The sequence below is a fragment of the Rodentibacter trehalosifermentans genome, from assembly GCF_002000545.1.
Lineage (GTDB): Bacteria > Pseudomonadota > Gammaproteobacteria > Enterobacterales > Pasteurellaceae > Rodentibacter > Rodentibacter trehalosifermentans.
In genome coordinates this window covers 1-15246 of sequence record NZ_MLHL01000092.1, presented here as the reverse complement: position 1 = coordinate 15246, position 15246 = coordinate 1, and the positions used below count along the sequence as shown (strand labels likewise).

Here is a 15246-nt window from a genome sequence, read left to right as displayed (position 1 = left end):
GAGAAAAGAAAATAAAACCCGCCACACAGTGGCACCAGCAACCCAACAAAATGTAAACGATGTCCTTAGGGAAATATGTAAATGATGTTTGGGTTGTACAGGTGCTGCAGGCGGAGGGGGGGGGAAGTGAGGTTATTTTTCACCGAGTTTTTGCAACTTTGTTGCAATTCCCCTTAGGATATACCTGGCGCCCCGTAAAAGGAGGGAACGAAAAATTATCTATTATGCAGCTGCTACATAACACCAGAAAATTCATGAATTTTGACCGCACTTTGACTTTATTTTACTGTTGAACAAATTATTAAGGATTATTATGCACAACCTCATTCTTGCGATTTTTTGCAGTGTTGCCGTATCTGTGCTACTTAAAGTAGCCCGTAAAAAAAACATCATTATTGAGCAGGCAATTGCCTTCAATTATCTCGTTGCAATCACATTCAGCTATTTTCTATTAAAACCCGATTTTAAAGGTCTCGCCTTTACCGATTTTATTGCTCAAAGTGAGCATTCTCCTCTTTTTTTGGCGTTGGGGCTATTATTACCAAGTGTATTTATTATTATGTCAAAAGCCGTAGAATTTGCGGGGATCGTGCGTTCTGATGCCGCACAGCGTCTTTCATTATTTTTGCCTATCTTAGCGGCATTTTTCATTTTTCATGAAACACTTAGCCAATCAAAAATTGTTGGGATTTTCTTCGCATTTATCGGCCTGTTTTGTTTGCTGACGAAACCAAATCAAGATAAAAGTGCGGTCAATTTTAAAGGCATTTTGGGCTTGATCGGTGTGTGGTTCGGTTATGGCATTATTGATATTTTATTTAAACAAGTCGCCAAAAGTGGCGGGGCATTTCCGGCAACACTGTTTGTTTCCTTTTCACTTGCCGCTTGTGTCATGTTTATCTATTTAGTGCTGAAAAGAACACAATGGACTGTGCCAAGTTTCCTTGGCGGGGTGCTTCTAGGCGTATTAAATTTCTTTAATATTCTCTTTTATATTAAAGCACACCAAAGTTTTGGCAGTAACCCAACATTAGTTTTTGCCGGAATGAACATCGGCGTAATTTGCCTTGGCACTATTACCGGTGCGCTTATTTTTAAAGAGAAAATTAGTAAAATCAATGGATTAGGAATTCTATTTAGTTTAATGGCAATTTTTTGCTTATACTATCTAGATAAATTCATTCCATAATAAAGAGAGTAGTATGGCAAATAATTTTAGCTTCTTCATTTATGATTATGAAAGCTTTGGCATTAGCCCGGCAATAGATCGTCCCGCGCAGTTTGCGGGCATTCGTACTGATGCCGATTTTAATATTATCGGCGAGCCGGTCATGCTTTATTGCAAGCAAACCAATGATTATTTGCCTTCTCCTGAAGCGGTGATGGTTACCGGGATTACCCCTCAAGAATGTAATGAAAAAGGCATACCTGAACCGGAATTTGCAGAAAGAATTTTGGCAGAATTTTCTCAGCCAAATACTTGTGTGATGGGGTATAACAATATTCGTTATGATGATGAAATGACACGTTATACCTTTTATCGAAATTTTATCGATCCTTATGAATATAGCTGGAAAAATGGCAATTCCCGCTGGGATTTATTGGATTTAGTCCGTGCCTGTTATGCCTTGCGTCCGGAGGGGATTCAATGGTGTGTTGATGAACAAGGCGTGCCAAATTTTAAATTAGAAAACCTCACAAAAGCCAATAATATCGCACATGAAAATGCTCATGATGCGATGTCTGATGTTTATGCCACCATCGCCATGGCAAAATTAATCAAAGAAAAACAGCCTAAATTATTTCAATATTTTTTTGATAATCGCGGCAAAAAAGAAATAGAAAAGCTCATTGACACGGCGGAAATGACACCATTAGTCCATGTTTCCGGTATGCTTGGGAATTATCGTGGAAACTGCACTTGGATTGCACCATTAGCTTGGCATCCAACCAATCAAAATGCCGTGATCGTTTGTGATTTAGCCGGCGATATTGGGCATTTATTGACGAAAAGTGCAGATGAATTACGTCATGATTTATACACTAAAAAATCTGAATTAGAAAAAAGGGAAGTGCCTTCGGTGCCTTTAAAACTTGTACATATAAATAAATGCCCAATTCTTGCACCGGCAAAAACCTTATTACCGGAAAATGCGCAACGTTTAGGTATAGATCGCCAATTATGCTTAGAGAATTTAGCTAAATTACGCGCCTCTTTTGATATCCGGGAAAAAGTAACGGATATATTTACCGAAGAACGGCAATTTGAGCCAAGCGATAATGTTGAAACCGAGCTTTATAATGGCTTTTTCAGCCATGCTGATAAAAATAATATGGCAATATTACGTCAATTACCGGCAGAAAAATTAGCTGAACACGGTTTAGCCTTTGAAGATAAACGCATAGCGGATTTATTGTTCCATTATCGAGCCAGACATTTTTATAAAACCTTAACGCGTTCAGAACAGCTCAAATGGCAGAAATACCGCCAACGGAAACTGGAACAGCGTGCTATTGATTTTGAAACCAGCTTGCAACACCTTGCCAATGAACACGCCAATAATCCGGAAAAATTAGCCTTGTTGCAACAAATCTATGACTATGGGGTTAAATTACTCGGTTAAATTGTGACAACATCACAATAAGAGCATATTCGGAAACGAGTATGCTTTTTTCATGCCCAAATACCTCAGTGATTTATATTGTCGTTTTCAGGTTTATTCCTCTCAGGAACCACCACATTTGCTTTATCCTGAGTTGCAAAATAGCTTTTAGAAGTGCTGCTGAAAAAAAATAACTACAATGTTTGCTTCAATAATGTTATTAATCTATTACATTTCTGCATTTAGAATAATTTTGTCAGCCTAATGGGGGGGAGATATGAGGGTAATACTTGTTTTTTTAAAAGGTGCATTAGTTTTTATATTTAGTAAAACTATCCCTAAATTTTTTGCATTCTTTGCATTGTATTTTATCGTTGCCGAATTTACATCAATATTATTTGATTTAATTGGCGCAAATGAAGCGATTTCTAACATATCTCAATTATTCAATGGACTACCAAGTATGGTGCTTTATTTTTTATCCTTATTCAATATTCGTCGTACTCCTATATAGGGTAGGAGAAAGAAATGGCGATTAATGCGTATATTGGAATCCCCGGAAGCGGCAAAACCTATGAAGTCGTGCAAGGTGATGAAGATAACGTTGTCACAAATTTAAATTAAGTGCGGTTAATTTCAACCGCACTTTTTTTATCTCATTATTTTTCGCTTGCGAAAAATGGTAGGGCAAACCGGCGGATTTGCCCGGTAACCTTGCTCGATGTCATTTGAAAAATTGACCGTCTTGCGGTGCTGTCAGTTTTAAAAATCACTGACTATTTACCGCCCCTGCCGAAAAACAAAAATCTTAATGTCTCACTAAAACGCCGTAAAACGCACTATACGCATCTTTACAAAATCTTGACTGATTACCTTGATTAGTCGATAAAATGCGTTATTGAAGCGTTACAGCGCTAAAAATCCGCTTTGTTTGTCTTGTTTAACTAGTATCTGTGACCTGTGCATAACTCTGTGATTTTATTAACCCGTAGCTTTCGCTTACCTGATAACTAATTTCGCATAATGATTTTTCGGATTATGTTGAATTCGAAGTGCAGTATAATTGGCGAAACACCGCACGAGAATTTACACATAATCCGCTGTTATGCGAAATTATAAGTTATTGAATTTATGTCAAATATTACCATTCAACATATCACTCCACGGCATTTTTATGAGGCTGTAAAACTCTTGAAACAAACAGAGCACCATATCAGATTTAGTTATGATACTGTTGAGATCCGTTTTGTTTTTGACAGATTAGAAACAGCAGAGCAGACACAAGCGAGATTTGAGCAAATGGAGCATTTAGGGGAATTTTTGAAGGAACTGACAAATTCATCAGTTCCTGTTGATTTAAATGATTTTGTCCGAAAGTATCGTTATCAACCAAAACAGAGATTTTTTAGTAGGCGTTGATTAGCTGTTTATTTTGATGATTTTAAGGATAGATGGTTTTAGTACTTCATCTTTGCCATTGAATTTTGAGACAGTAGAATAGTAGTCATCTACAATTCTGACAGCAATAACATCAGATTCGCAAGTTGCAGTGTACATTTCTTCTTTAGTTTCAATTTTACCTTGTTGATTTCTATAACGTTGTTCAAAGTGAACTTCAAATTTACTCATAAATTTCTCCTTTTATTTTTCAAATCTTACAATGTTTTTTTGGATAATTTCATCCACTTCTTCATGTGTTGAGTTATTAGGTACTAAAGAAATAAGGGTATCCTTATTTCTTTGAGTAGTTTTTAATTCATGTTTTCTTAGCACATACTCTAATTCATGGTCTTGGCTTTTGTTAAAATATTTGTGATCACTTGGCATATTAGCCTCCTTTTGGTTGTTAAAATTATTCATAAAAAGTTCGGGAGTTCTGTTACACCCGAACTTTGGTGCAATATTCTGCACTTTTCTTATTTCGAGTGATAGCCATTTTGTAGGTTTAACCACTCCTTTAAAAATTGATTACTATCCAAAATATCGTTGATATAGCGTTCATCTTCATAATCTGCAGTCGCTAGTAAATAGTTATCAACGATTAATTTCACTTGTCTTTGGTATATTTCTTTATCAGTATAGATATCGTAAGTTCCCATTTTAGATATACCAACATTTAGGCTAATAAGTTCAAAGTATTCTCTGGCCATTTTTCTAAATAGCATGATCTTTTCTTCATCGCATTGATTTTCAGATATCTCAAAAAAAATATGCTGTTCAAATGCTAGCGTGTGTGGAATAGGAAAATCTAATGTAATGTGTGTTTGTTCAGGTACAGAAAATCCTGCGTTTCCTAATTCAGTAATAATGATGTTGTTTATAAGTTCAATATTCTTTTTACTGAGTTGTCTTGTGTCATAAGACAGTCTGAAATACTTCATTTATTTTCCTTTTTATTTGCGAAATTTATGTAGTCTTCTTCTGTGATGTTTTCTAGACCTTTTTTAATTAAGATTTTTAGGATTTCTGTGTCTTTGATACTCATTTTGGTTAAAACAACGGCTTTCACATGTTCCTCTTGTACTTTTTTCCAGGTCAAATCATCAATATGTTTAGTTGGCATTACTTTATCCTTTACATTACATTTTGAAAAAATCATATCATTTCTTAGAAAAAAAGTTTTTCTTTGTTTATAGGTGTTTTAATGGATTTTTTTATTGACTGGTTAGAAATAGAGCAGGATTTCGGGTTTGATATTCCGAATGCGGTTCTTTGTTCTATTTTTGATTTCGGTATGATTGGGATTCATTTAGATACTGGTGAAATGCAAACAGGCGTGAGAACTGGTACATATCATCATAAAGGCAGTTATTGCGATCAAGTCAGCATAAAAATATCAGGCTCCGTTATTCGTATGTCAGGTAACCCAAGCCGTTGGAATAGACTTGAAAATATTTTGGGTTTTGATTCTATTGATAGTTGTGTCGCTTGCTTTAATTCAATTCTATATTCTCTTCGTTTACCTCAATTTACACGCTGCACTGAAATTTTCTATCGACAAGGAGAGGATGGTTCAAAAGTATCAAAATTTTCCAATGGAGCAATTATTAAACGGCTTGATATTACAACAAATAAGGCTGTAGGTCTGGGAAATGAACGTACATTTTTAAAAGCTCTTTCTCAAATGCGTTATCGAAATTCTATTGGTCGTTTACATACTAATGGCTGTACAGTGGATTGGTTAAGTGCAAAAGGTTCAGCAAATCTTATTTATCCAAGTTGTTATATCAAACACGAAGAGTTACGGCTTCATTCTTACGACAAGATAAAAAATAAATTTGGCGAACATTCTAACGAATTCAAATATTACAAAGATGTTTATGATTATTGTGAGAAAAATGGAGTAGTACGTTTTGAACAAAAACTGAAATCAAGATATTTGCAGCGTGAAAATTTATGTTATTGGGGATTAAGTGATTTTACGAAATTAGAAAACTTACAGGTGGAGTTTATGAACATGTATAAAAAATTAAGTGTGAGCAAATATGATTTGGAAACAATAGCAGAACAATTAGTTTCTCAAGGTGTTGTTGATACTTTAAGAAAAGCGACAACATCAGCTTATTACGCAATGTTATGGGTCAGTGGGAAAGAATTAGGTTTAAGAAATCGCCAATATAAGTCCAACTTATGCTGATTTATTTACTAAGGCTGGAACAGGCGATAAATTGGAATTTGATTACAATGTATCACCATCACCTAATCCAACCCCAAATCCTCGCCCTAATGATGAGAAATTTGATGAAGACGTTGATATGTCAGAATTAGAATACCCTGAATTAGAATCACCGACAGCACGGCAAATTCTCGAACCATTAAAACAATTTTTCCCCGAATTTCAAAAATTACATATTCAAGAGAAAGGGGCTAGTTGTCCGACGTGGTCATTTGATGCATTAAATCGGACTTATACGATAGATGGACATTGTAACTTGTTGGAGAAAAACCGTAATTTGTTTTCATCAGTATTTGTATTGATTTGGTCAATTATTGCGGTGAGACGGCTATTAAGTGCATAGGAGAAAAATATGGGAAATCTTATTTTACGTTTGTTAAGTGGGTTATTAGGTTTTGTATTTAAAGGTGTTGTTGCTAAGTTCTTTGTATTTTTTGCGTTATTTTATGTAACAACAGAATTTGTACCGGAAATTATTAATTTATTTGTCCCACAGGAATTAAACGTTAATTTTCAAACACTATTTAATTATTTACCTAATGATGTTTGGTATTTTTTAGAATTATTTAAAGTGCCTTTTGGTATATCTTTATATCTATCAGCTATGGTTGCTCGTTTCATTATTAGACGTATTCCAATAATAGGTTAGGGGAGATTATGGCAATTTTAGCATATGTCGGTATTCCTGGGAGTGGTAAGTCTTATGAAGTGGTTAGTTTGGTCATTCTTGAGCATTTTAGAAAAGGTCGCCGTATTGTCAGCAATATTGAGGGGGTAACGCAGGAAAAACTGACCCATTACTGTATTAAAAAAGGTGATAAAGAGAGTAATCTAGGTGAATTTATCAGTGTCACGGATGAAATTTGCCAACAACCTGATTTTTTTCCTTACAAAGGGGCAACTGAAACAGTTTGTAATGCAGGCGATTTAATTTGTCTTGATGAAGTCTGGCGTATTTTTCCGAGCGATAAAATTCATGAAAATCATCGCTCTTTTTTAGCTGAACATCGCCATTTTACGCATGAAATAACAGGTGAATGCTGTGATTTGGTTGTTATCAATCAATCTATTTCACAATTACCCCGATTTATTAAAGATCGTATTGAAATGACTTATCAAATGTCAAAGCTGACAGCCTTAGGTATGTCGAATCGCTATCGGGTTGATATTTTTACAGGTGCAAAGACCACAAAGACGAATAGAACACTTCAACTACAACGTAAATATGATAAAGAGATTTTTCAGTTGTACAAAAGCTATGATGGTGAAAATGGGAAAGAAAATGTCGTTGATGGTCGGGGGAATATTCTGAAATCTTTTCAGTTCAAAGCAATGATTGCCTTTGTTCTCATATTATTCATTGTCGGTATTTATGCGTTTAAATCTTTTTTTCCGAGTGAACAAGAAACCTCATCTAAAGCATTAACACCAACGAAACAGGAAGAAAAATCGGTAACCACATCACAAGGTAAAATACTAAACTCGTCTTTTTATCCACCTATTCACCTGAAGTTGTCGGATAAATGGCGAATAACAGGAGAATTAACCAAGAATGGCAATGCTTTTGTTATTCTTGCCGATAATCAAGGAAATCTACGCTTAGAGCCTCGAAGTCAATTTCAATTTAGTGGGCGAATGTTGCAAGGAGAAATTGATAGTCAAATAGTTAATTATTATTCGGGAGTAGAAAAATGAAAAAATATTTATGGGCAATGTTGCTATTATCCTTTGGCGTTTGTGCAAAACATATAGATTTTAAATTGGAAGCCGTCCCATTACCTAAAGCAATATCAATGATTTATGATGAGGTCTTGGAAAAGCCTTATATGCTTGATCCTAAATTGGCTGGAGATACCAGATTAATTAGCTTTCATACGACTGAAAAACAAGACTTTAATCAGTTCATTGAACGCTATTTTGACAATATGAATATCAAAGTATATGAGAAAAAAGGCGTGGTTTATATTGCCCACGTTGAGCCCAAACCTGCCAAAATTGTTAAAAAGAGCTTTGTTTATAATCCCATTCACCGTGATACTGAATATCTTGCTCAATTTGTTCAAGGAGAAGGGGCAGTTTCAGCCAGTGGCGATAAACTCGTTTTTTACGGCACAACTGAAGAGATAGCAAGAGCGAAAAGTGTATTAAAATCTGTTGATACAAAATCTAAAGAGGTTGTGGTAACAGGTTATGTTTTTGAAGTACAAGATATTGAAAAAGAGGGAAGCGGCATTAACTTATTGGCGAAATTGTTATCGGGTAAACTTGGTATTAACATTGGCTATAAACAAAACTATGAAAATTTTATCACTGTCAATGCTGGTAATTTAGATGCAATGATAGAGCTATTTCGCACAGATAGCCGTTTTCAAGTCGTGAGTAGTCCAACTTTAAGGGTTAAATCAGGGTCAAAAGGGAATTTCTCTGTAGGGTCTGATGTACCTGTTTTATCTAATCTCACTTATCAAGATGGAAGACCTATTCAAGCCATAGAATACCGTTCTTCTGGTGTTATCTTTGATATTCAACCAACCATCAAGAATCAAGCCATTGATTTGAAAATTCAGCAACAACTATCAAATTTTGTCAAAACCGATACAGGAGTTAATCAGTCTCCAACCTTGATAAAACGAGATATTGTTACCGATGTTACAGTAAAAAATGGTGATGTGATTGTTTTAGGCGGACTTGCTGAAAATAAACTAACAGAGGGGGAGACTGGATTTTCATTTCTGCCAAAAGGTTGGCTAACAGGGAAGTCAAAATCGAGTACAAAGACAGATATTATTGTTCTTTTGCAGGTGAAAGAGTTATAAACTATAATTTTAGCCGCTAAAATTCATAAAGGAGAAATATAATGAATAAAATTTTACCTATTTTCGCTTTAGTTTTTGGTATTGTTGCTTGTTCAGAGCCAGTAAAAACAAAAGCCTATTATTCAAAAAACTTGGATGAAGTCCGTAAAGTTGTAGATGTCTGCAAAAATAGGGATACGATGACCTCTACTAAAAAGGAAAATTGCCAGAATGCAGCTAGTGCAATTTTGTGGGCTCCAAGTAATTCGGGGCTAAGACCGTAGAAAGATACAACGTAACTTTTATGGAAAGTTAAAAAATAATCTAAACTTGCTTTAGATTATTTTTTGACTTCAGCAACTGGAGCGAAGCGAAAGGCGGTAGTAAAAATGAAAGCAAACAGTGAGTATTTCTATGATCCAATGAGGGCTTTTTATGACGGAGGAGCTGATTATCTTACTGTAGAGAAACATAGGTTAGTTGTTATTGCCAAACATGCTTATGCAACATTATTCAAAATATCTTGTGGTGATTACGGAAATTGTCTAATAGCAACAAAGCAAATAGAGCAAGATATGACGGATTTAACTGTATTTCGTAGATTGTTTGAAAACGCAAAGGAATTTCCATTAGACAAAAACTATATCAAATATCGCTATGAATTAGACTACGATGAACAGATTAAAGGATTGGATAAAATTTTACTAAAATATGTAGAATTTTTGAGTTCTAAATAGAATCTTAAAAAGGCATAAAAAAGCTACGCCCGCAGCTATGCGAGGACGTGGCTTTTTTATGCCTTATTACTTGCTGTTTTTTTTCTCAAAATGCTTTACAAAGCATTGACAATCAACCTCAACCATTCAATAAAACTCCTCAAAAAGCCGTTACAAGGCTTAAAAATCACTTTATTTGTCCTGTTTAACTAGTATTTGTGACCTGTGCATAACTCTGTGATTTTATTAATCCGTAGCTTTCACTTACCTGATAACTAATTTCGCATAATGTATATTATGTTAAATTGAATGTAATAATAAGTCACTTTTGCTTGTTTGATTTTGTTGGTAAGTGAAATCCATTTCCCCCACTATTTTTTAACAGGTAAAAAATGGCTGACTTTTTATTAGAAATAACGCTATTTCGATTTTTGTTGAGGATAACGTTATTCATCTGTTGATTGATGAGATTTTCTAAATGACAAGCAAAATTCAGCTGCTTCGTTTTCTTGGTTTTTAAGGATGAACGCAAGAAGTTATTGATCCACTGTAAATTAAAAGAAAAGAAAGCAAAATAAGAAAATTTCTATGTTCGTTATGTGACGTTGTTACATCGCCTTTCATTACAACCTTAATGAGAATTGATATTGTTATTTTTTTATTTAAAATTAATGAGTTAGTCTATAAATTTTAAAATTCTAGCTTGAAAATTCTCATTTTACTCTCTAAAATGATTGCCCTAGTTCAAGGGGTTTTGTTTATCAACATGAAAAGGAGTGCGTTATGCTTAATCAAGCAATTACAGACAAACTAAACGAGCAAATTAATCTTGAGTTCTACTCTTCTAATGTGTATTTACAAATGAGTGCTTGGTGCTCAAAACACGGTTATGAGGGGGCTGCTGCATTTTTACTTCGTCATGCCGATGAAGAAATGGAACATATGCAAAAGTTGTTCCAGTATGTGAGCGAAACAAGCGGTATGCCACTTTTAGGAAAAATTGAAGCCCCTAAAAATGACTATCAATCACTAAAAGAAATATTTGAAATCACACTTGAGCATGAGAAATTCGTGACATCAAAAATTAATGAATTGGTTGAAGTGACTTTTGCCCACAAAGACTACTCTACATTTGATTTCTTGCAGTGGTATGTGGCAGAACAGCATGAAGAAGAAAAATTATTTAGTGGAATTTTAGATAAGTTGAATTTACTTGGTAATGATGGCAAAGGCTTATTCTTAATAGATAAAGATTTAGGCAAACTAGCAGAATCAACCCTTTAACATTCGCTATTTTCGAGCGGTCATTTAACATTGTGTTTTATGGCCGTATTTTTGTGATTATTTCACAAATTAAAAGAAACGCTTTGCCAAATTCAGCGAACTATTCCACATTAATTCTCCCTGTAGGAAAAGGCTTGGATAGTCTTCCTCCGAAATCGGAGCATCATCATTAATCATCACTATACTATAAAAAGAGTTAGCAATACTCCTAGTAATCAATCCGTTTTATTGAGGGATCAAATCCACCCAAAAGAAAAAGTGCGGTGATGTTAACCGCACTTTGCTCTTCGACTTTGATTGTCTATTTTTTTCGTTCAACCCATTTTCCGCCAATAAAATCAACAATCCATTTTGTGGCCTTACCGTTTTTCTCAGACGTAACGTATTGCTTTTTCTCTTTGCGGCTGAAACGAATAATTGCCTCATTCCCTTCAGGATCGTTTAAAGGGGCATCGGCAAGATAAGCCAATTTTTCCGGCAAGCGATCCCGATATAAGGCAAGTTCTGCGACTTTTGCTGGGCGGGTTTCCCGTGATTTAGGGAAATTATGAGCAGACATAAACACCCCACTTGCCCCATCACGCAATACAAAATACGCATCCGATTTTTCACATTTCAATTCAGGGAAATGTACCGGTTCTTCTTTCGGTGGTGCCACTTCACCGTTTTTCAAAATTTTGCGGGTGTTATCGCACTTTGTACAGGCCATATATTTGCCGAAACGCCCTAATTTTAAATGCATATCTGCACCACATTTATCACATTCAACAATAGGTCCGTCATAGCCTTTGATTTTAAAAGAACCTTCCTCAATCAAATAACCATCACAATTTGGATTATTACCGCAAATGTGGATTTTACGATTTGCATCGATGACATAGCTATCCATTGCCGTATCACATTTTGGACAACGTTTACGCTCCATCAATGCTTTTGTTTCAGATGATTCATCTAAAACATTAAGTAACTCCGCTTCCGGAATTAAATTAATTGTCGTTTTGCAGCGTTCTTTAGGCGGTAGTGCATAACCGGTACAACCTAAAAACACGCCGGTGCTTGCAGTACGAATCGCCATATTTCTGCCACAGGTTGGGCATTTAATATTGGTTTCAACCAAACTATTCGGGCGCATTCCCCCTTCAAGTTCATCCAGTTCCGCTTTTGACAGTTGATTCGAAAAATCTTTAAAAAATTGATTTAATTCTGCCTTCCAATTTGCCGAACCTGAAGCAATTTGGTCAAGCACATTTTCCATATTGGCAGTAAAATCATAATTCATCAAATCACCAAAAGATTCATTAAGTCTATCGGTAACAATTTCTCCCATTTTTTCAGCATAAAAACGGCGGTTTTCCGTTCTCACATAACCACGTTCTTGAATTGTGGAAATGATTGCCGCATAAGTGGAAGGTCGCCCAATCCCCCGCTTTTCCAATTCTTTGACTAAGGCCGCCTCCGTAAAACGGGCCGGTGGTTTCGTGAAATGTTGGCTGGGTTGTACTTCCTTTAATGCCAATTTTTCTGAAACAATTACAGCGGGTAATTCTTGATCTTCAGGATTTTTTCCGATTTGTGGTAAGACTTTCGTCCAACCGTCAAAACGAAGAATTCGACCTTTTGCTTTTAAAGTGTAATCACCTGCGGTAACAGTCAGTGTACTGCTATCATATTGGGCTGGCGGCATTTGACAGGCTAAAAATTGACGCCAAATTAAATCATAAAGACGTACAGCATCTTTATCCATGCCTTCCAAATGTTCCGGTAAGGTATTCACATCTGATGGACGAATGGCTTCATGGGCTTCTTGAGCATTTTCTTTACTGGAATAAAAATTTGGTTTTGCCGGTAAATAGGCTGCACCAAAGTGATTTTCGATATAGCGACGTGCCATATTAAGTGCATCTTGGCTCAAATTTGTTGAGTCGGTACGCATATAAGTAATATACCCCGCCTCATAAAGACGTTGAGCCAACATCATGGTTTTTTTCACGCCAAAGCTCAAACGGGTGCTGGCTGTTTGTTGCAATGTTGAAGTAATAAAAGGAGCTCGTGGGCGTGAGCTGGTTGGTTTAGTGTCTAAATCTGTGACAACGTAATCAGAAACATTGAGAAAATCAACCGCACTTTGTGCCGCTTTCTGATTTTTAGGGTCAAATTTTTTGCCCTGATAATCACTCACCGCCAAGCGAATCGCCTCTTTCCCTGAAGTTTGGGTTAGCACCGCGACTTCCCAATATTCTTCCGGTTGGAAGGCTTTAATTTCCCGTTCACGTTCAACCAATAATTTTACTGCAACGGATTGAACCCGTCCGGCAGATAACCCACGGGCGACTTTTTTCCATAGCAGTGGCGAAACCATAAAGCCGACAACTCGATCTAAAAATCGGCGGGTTTGTTGAGCATTAACGCGATCCATATTCAACAGTTCCGGTTTCTCGAAAGCTTGTTTTATCGCATTTTTAGTAATTTCATTAAACACCACGCGACTAAAACGCGCATCATCACCGCCAATAACCTCTCTTAAATGCCAAGCAATGGCTTCCCCTTCTCTATCCAAATCCGTTGCGAGATAAATGTGATCGGCTTTTTTGGCAAGATTTTTTAATTCAGAAACTACTTTTTCTTTACCCGGCAGAATTTGATAATTCGCTTTCCAATCATGGTAAGGATCTATCCCCATTCGTTTTACCAAGGCATTGCGTTCCTTTTCTGCTTTTAGTTTTGCTTTTTCCTCTGCATTCAGCCCTTTTGTTGAAACGGGTTTCGCTTTTTCACCGGTGCTTGTCCCCACGGTAGGTAAATCACGAATATGCCCAACACTGGATTTCACCACATATTGATTACCAAGATATTTATTAATGGTTTTCGCTTTTGCCGGTGACTCAACAATCACCAAAGATTTCGTCATTTGATTACCTAATTTTTGCTAGCATTTTGTAAAATTGGCGGTATAGTGCAAACTTACGCTAGCAAAATCAAGCTTTTTTTAAAAAAAGGGATATAAATGGATAAACTCAATGCGATTTCTATTTTTTGCAAGGTTGTCGAAACGCAAAGTTTTACACAAGCGGCAATACAGCAAAGTATGTCTGTTGCCATGGCAAGCAAATTAGTTTCTCAGCTCGAAGAGCATCTCAAAACACGTTTATTACAACGTACTACAAGAAAAATTATACCGACAGAAGCCGGTATGATGTATTACCAACGTTGCCAAGGTATTTTGCAGGATTTAGATGAAGCAGATGCAAGCATTAGCAACATGACAACGAGCCTACAAGGTAATTTAGCTATTTCAGTACCACGGGATTTCGGCTTATTATTCATCTCTCCAAATCTCCCGATGTTTATTGCCGCACACCCGAATTTACATGTTGAAGTAGAATTTAACGATAAAAAAATAGATTTGTTTGCAGAAGGTTACGACCTTGCTTTACGCATTGGTTATATGCAAGATAGTTCTCTCGTTGCCCGTAAAATTAGCACCTCCACCCTTCACTTTGCCGCCTCTCCCCGTTATCTGGAGCGATGCGGCATACCTACCACCCCCAAGGATTTAGAGCAGCACGAAGGGTTGCTTTATAAAAGCACATTAAACCAAGTGAACTGGCAAGGCGCAAAGCTAAATCAAACCCAACGTTTTAAAATTCAATCAAAAGTGGTGAGCAATAATGGTTTAGCGTTATTGGATATGGCAAAGGCAGGACTGGGCATTGTGAATTTACCTCGTTTTATTTTAGATGATGCCTTTAAAACCGGAGAATTAGTGGAAGTGTTACCGGAATATAAACAGCAAGAATTGGAAATTCATGTGGTTTATCCAAACCGTCGACATTTACCGGCAAAAGTCAGAGCATTTATTGAGTTTTTAACAAGTTTAGGCCTTTGCTCTGAAATGTAATTTTTACAATCATTAATAAACGTGCGGTTAAATTTTTAGCTGTTTTTGGTGAAAAAATTACGGTGTTATGTCGCACTTGCACAAAACTATTGGCTATCTGTACAACCCAAACATCATTTACATATTTCCCTAAGGACATCGTTTACATTTTGTTGGGTTGCTGGTGCCACTGTGTGGCGGGTTTTATTTTCTTTTCTCGTTCGTCCATTTGACCGAGAAAATGAAAACGGTAAAAAATGTTCCAAATGCCATCGGCATAAGGCACAAACGCCAC

18 protein-coding genes are annotated in these 15246 nt (G+C 36.2%); 13 read left to right on the top strand and 5 right to left on the bottom strand.

The window, feature by feature from the left end:
• Positions 1–313: 313 nt before the first annotated feature.
• From BKK52_RS12545 to BKK52_RS12530, 4 genes are all read left to right on the top strand, one after another.
• The gene (locus tag BKK52_RS12545) at positions 314–1189 is read left to right on the top strand and encodes a hypothetical protein (protein WP_077421072.1); all 876 of its coding nucleotides are present in this window, start codon (positions 314–316) and stop codon (positions 1187–1189) included.
• A gap of 13 nt (positions 1190–1202) precedes the next feature.
• Positions 1203–2624 carry an exodeoxyribonuclease I gene (gene sbcB / locus BKK52_RS12540; RefSeq protein ID WP_077478837.1) on the top strand — a complete coding sequence of 474 codons (1422 nt, stop codon included), beginning with the start codon at positions 1203–1205 and terminating at the stop codon, positions 2622–2624.
• 256 nt (positions 2625–2880) lie between these two features.
• Positions 2881–3117, top strand: coding sequence for a DUF2523 family protein (locus tag BKK52_RS12535; protein WP_077474287.1), 237 nt, complete (start codon positions 2881–2883; stop codon positions 3115–3117).
• Positions 3118–3734: 617 nt separating this feature from the next.
• Entirely contained in the window at positions 3735–4022 is a 288-nt protein-coding gene (locus tag BKK52_RS12530; protein WP_077474286.1) for a hypothetical protein, read from the top strand.
• Here BKK52_RS12530 and BKK52_RS12525 read toward each other — a convergent pair whose 3' ends face one another.
• From BKK52_RS12525 to BKK52_RS12510, 4 genes are all read right to left on the bottom strand, one after another.
• The gene (locus BKK52_RS12525) at positions 4023–4232 is read right to left on the bottom strand and encodes a hypothetical protein (RefSeq protein ID WP_077474285.1); all 210 of its coding nucleotides are present in this window, start codon (positions 4230–4232) and stop codon (positions 4023–4025) included.
• Between the two features lie 12 nt (positions 4233–4244).
• Entirely contained in the window at positions 4245–4430 is a 186-nt protein-coding gene (locus BKK52_RS12520; protein ID WP_077474284.1) for a hypothetical protein, read from the bottom strand.
• Positions 4431–4519: 89 nt separating this feature from the next.
• A complete protein-coding gene (locus BKK52_RS12515; RefSeq protein ID WP_077478836.1) occupies positions 4520–4984 on the bottom strand; it encodes a hypothetical protein in 465 nt (154 codons plus the stop codon).
• Positions 4981–5166, bottom strand: coding sequence for a hypothetical protein (locus BKK52_RS12510; protein WP_039709495.1), 186 nt, complete (start codon positions 5164–5166; stop codon positions 4981–4983). Before BKK52_RS12510 ends, BKK52_RS12515 begins: the two co-directional genes overlap by 4 nt.
• A gap of 81 nt (positions 5167–5247) precedes the next feature.
• Between BKK52_RS12510 and BKK52_RS12505 the strand changes: the two genes are divergently transcribed.
• From BKK52_RS12505 to ftnA, 8 genes are all read left to right on the top strand, one after another.
• On the top strand, positions 5248–6240 hold the full coding sequence (locus BKK52_RS12505; RefSeq protein WP_143531428.1) for a phage/plasmid replication domain-containing protein: 993 nt from the start codon (positions 5248–5250) through the stop codon (positions 6238–6240).
• A gap of 31 nt (positions 6241–6271) precedes the next feature.
• Complete coding sequence (locus tag BKK52_RS12500) at positions 6272–6622, top strand: hypothetical protein (RefSeq protein ID WP_077478835.1); 351 nt, start codon at positions 6272–6274, stop codon at positions 6620–6622.
• 9 nt (positions 6623–6631) lie between these two features.
• The gene (locus BKK52_RS12495) at positions 6632–6928 is read left to right on the top strand and encodes a DUF2523 family protein (protein WP_077478834.1); all 297 of its coding nucleotides are present in this window, start codon (positions 6632–6634) and stop codon (positions 6926–6928) included.
• Between the two features lie 8 nt (positions 6929–6936).
• A complete protein-coding gene (locus tag BKK52_RS12490; RefSeq protein ID WP_077478833.1) occupies positions 6937–7974 on the top strand; it encodes a zonular occludens toxin family protein in 1038 nt (345 codons plus the stop codon).
• The gene (locus tag BKK52_RS12485; protein ID WP_077478832.1) at positions 7971–9095 is read left to right on the top strand and encodes a type II secretion system protein GspD; all 1125 of its coding nucleotides are present in this window, start codon (positions 7971–7973) and stop codon (positions 9093–9095) included. The genes BKK52_RS12490 and BKK52_RS12485 overlap by 4 nt, the downstream gene beginning before the upstream one ends.
• A 41-nt stretch (positions 9096–9136) precedes the next feature.
• Positions 9137–9358, top strand: a complete 222-nt coding sequence (locus BKK52_RS12480) for an EexN family lipoprotein (RefSeq protein ID WP_077478831.1) — start codon at positions 9137–9139, stop codon at positions 9356–9358.
• Positions 9359–9463: 105 nt separating this feature from the next.
• A complete protein-coding gene (locus tag BKK52_RS12475; protein ID WP_077478830.1) occupies positions 9464–9811 on the top strand; it encodes a hypothetical protein in 348 nt (115 codons plus the stop codon).
• Between the two features lie 762 nt (positions 9812–10573).
• Positions 10574–11074, top strand: a complete 501-nt coding sequence (gene ftnA / locus BKK52_RS12470) for a non-heme ferritin (protein ID WP_077478829.1) — start codon at positions 10574–10576, stop codon at positions 11072–11074.
• Between the two features lie 301 nt (positions 11075–11375).
• Here ftnA and topA read toward each other — a convergent pair whose 3' ends face one another.
• Positions 11376–13982, bottom strand: coding sequence for a type I DNA topoisomerase (gene topA / locus BKK52_RS12460; RefSeq protein WP_077478828.1), 2607 nt, complete (start codon positions 13980–13982; stop codon positions 11376–11378).
• Between the two features lie 96 nt (positions 13983–14078).
• On the opposite strand from topA, the gene BKK52_RS12455 reads away from it, so the two are divergent.
• Positions 14079–14972 carry a LysR family transcriptional regulator gene (locus tag BKK52_RS12455; RefSeq protein WP_077478827.1) on the top strand — a complete coding sequence of 298 codons (894 nt, stop codon included), beginning with the start codon at positions 14079–14081 and terminating at the stop codon, positions 14970–14972.
• Positions 14973–15246: the final 274 nt, after the last annotated feature.

Coding starts and splice junctions, on each gene's coding strand:
- BKK52_RS12475 (WP_077478830.1), top strand. CDS start 9,464: ATGAAAGCAAACAGTGAGTATTTCTATGATCCAATGAGGGCTTTTTAT.
- BKK52_RS12505 (WP_143531428.1), top strand. CDS start 5,248: ATGGATTTTTTTATTGACTGGTTAGAAATAGAGCAGGATTTCGGGTTT.
- ftnA (WP_077478829.1), top strand. CDS start 10,574: ATGCTTAATCAAGCAATTACAGACAAACTAAACGAGCAAATTAATCTT.
- BKK52_RS12510 (WP_039709495.1), bottom strand. CDS start 5,166: ATGCCAACTAAACATATTGATGATTTGACCTGGAAAAAAGTACAAGAG.
- BKK52_RS12490 (WP_077478833.1), top strand. CDS start 6,937: ATGGCAATTTTAGCATATGTCGGTATTCCTGGGAGTGGTAAGTCTTAT.
- BKK52_RS12480 (WP_077478831.1), top strand. CDS start 9,137: ATGAATAAAATTTTACCTATTTTCGCTTTAGTTTTTGGTATTGTTGCT.
- BKK52_RS12535 (WP_077474287.1), top strand. CDS start 2,881: ATGAGGGTAATACTTGTTTTTTTAAAAGGTGCATTAGTTTTTATATTT.
- BKK52_RS12545 (WP_077421072.1), top strand. CDS start 314: ATGCACAACCTCATTCTTGCGATTTTTTGCAGTGTTGCCGTATCTGTG.
- topA (WP_077478828.1), bottom strand. CDS start 13,982: ATGACGAAATCTTTGGTGATTGTTGAGTCACCGGCAAAAGCGAAAACC.
- BKK52_RS12520 (WP_077474284.1), bottom strand. CDS start 4,430: ATGCCAAGTGATCACAAATATTTTAACAAAAGCCAAGACCATGAATTA.
- BKK52_RS12455 (WP_077478827.1), top strand. CDS start 14,079: ATGGATAAACTCAATGCGATTTCTATTTTTTGCAAGGTTGTCGAAACG.
- BKK52_RS12515 (WP_077478836.1), bottom strand. CDS start 4,984: ATGAAGTATTTCAGACTGTCTTATGACACAAGACAACTCAGTAAAAAG.
- BKK52_RS12495 (WP_077478834.1), top strand. CDS start 6,632: ATGGGAAATCTTATTTTACGTTTGTTAAGTGGGTTATTAGGTTTTGTA.
- sbcB (WP_077478837.1), top strand. CDS start 1,203: ATGGCAAATAATTTTAGCTTCTTCATTTATGATTATGAAAGCTTTGGC.
- BKK52_RS12485 (WP_077478832.1), top strand. CDS start 7,971: ATGAAAAAATATTTATGGGCAATGTTGCTATTATCCTTTGGCGTTTGT.
- BKK52_RS12525 (WP_077474285.1), bottom strand. CDS start 4,232: ATGAGTAAATTTGAAGTTCACTTTGAACAACGTTATAGAAATCAACAA.
- BKK52_RS12530 (WP_077474286.1), top strand. CDS start 3,735: ATGTCAAATATTACCATTCAACATATCACTCCACGGCATTTTTATGAG.